Raw genomic sequence first — 1,297 nt, 5'->3', positions numbered from 1 at the left:
TGGAATTGCTACAAAAAAATGGACAGTGAGTTAAGCCAGATCATGCAGCCAGTTCTTGTTGTTGGGTTAAATAATCTTGCATTTCCGCAGGCGTGCGGTAGTCCAGCGTAGAATGCAGGCGCTGGCGGTTATACCAGATCTCTATAAAGTTAAATATTACTCCTCGAAGTTTGTCATACCTGTAGCGGGTAGGTTCTATTGGTAGTTCTGCTTTAAAGGTTTTAAAGAAGCTCTCGGCCGGAGCATTGTCCCAGCAGTTACCCTTGCGGCTCATGCTTTGGCGGACCAGGGGTCGAGCGTCCAGTAGTTTGCTAAACTCCTCACAGGCATATTGGATGCCACGGTCAGAATGGAAGATTAGCTCCTCCTGAGGGGGACGCTGCCGAATAGCCTCTTTCCAGGCCGGAATAATGGTCTCACCGGCACTCATGCCTTCCGAAAATGACCAGCCCAAGATCTGGCGGTCAGCCAGATCCATGATGGTCGTCAGATACATCCAACCCTGACTGCTGGGGATATAGGTGATATCGCTTACCCAAACCTGGCCTAACCGGCCGGCGGTAAACTCTTGATCCAACCGGTTCGGCGCCACCGGTAGCTGATGCTCCGAATCCGTAGTAGCAACCCATTTCGGGCGGATCTGGCTTTGTATGCCTTCTTTTTTCATCAGCCGAGCGACTCGGGGTCGACTGGCTGTTTCTCCGTCCCGCAGCAGTTGCTGGTGAATACGAGGACTGCCGTAGGTCTTCCCCGAATCCAGCCAGACTTGCTTAATTCGTCTCTTCAGGCGCCGGTTTTCTTTGGCGCGATCGGAGGGCTCGCGGCTCATCCAGCTGTAATACCCGCTTCTGCTTACCCCGAATACCTCGGACATCTTTACAATGGGAAATAAGTGTCTGTGTTCGGCCATAAATTGGAAGATTACCCGTTGTTCTTGGTAAAGATGCCCATCGCCTTTTTTAGAATATCCCGCTCCATCCGCACGTCAGCCAGTTCTTTCTTCAACTCGGCCAGCTCCTTCTCTTCGGGGGTCCGGCTGGGAATGCCTTTGCCCGGGAAACTTTGCTGGGATTGGTTTTTGTACGCCGATCGCCAAGCGTAGATAAGGCCAGGATTAATCCCTAACTCATCGGCCAACTCTCGGATATTATCCCGCTGGTAACTTTGCTGGATTACGTCCAGTTTAAATTCTTTGCTGTAGCTTCGTCTTTTTTGGTTTGCCATAACTAGTGTTTGTCATAAATTTCGGCAACAATCTATGGCTTAACTGGGTGTCCACCAAAATGTAGCAAGTTCA

Annotated in this window: 2 protein-coding genes; both read right to left on the bottom strand. The window is 50.6% G+C overall.

All coding sequences use genetic code 11. The features are described from left to right. Window positions 1–40 precede the first annotated feature (40 nt). Window positions 41–910, bottom strand: coding sequence for an IS3 family transposase (locus tag ACG2F4_RS19310; protein ID WP_395262581.1), 870 nt, complete (start codon window positions 908–910; stop codon window positions 41–43). A gap of 11 nt (window positions 911–921) precedes the next feature. Beyond that, the gene (locus ACG2F4_RS19305) at window positions 922–1,224 is read right to left on the bottom strand and encodes a transposase (RefSeq protein WP_395262580.1); all 303 of its coding nucleotides are present in this window, start codon (window positions 1,222–1,224) and stop codon (window positions 922–924) included. Between the last annotated feature and the right edge of the window lie 73 nt (window positions 1,225–1,297).

It is taken from the genome of Halalkalibaculum sp. DA3122, assembly GCF_043951865.1.
In the GTDB taxonomy this organism is placed as follows: domain Bacteria; phylum Bacteroidota; class Rhodothermia; order Balneolales; family Balneolaceae; genus JAMQKA01.
This window is presented reverse-complemented; position numbering and strand designations above follow the sequence as displayed.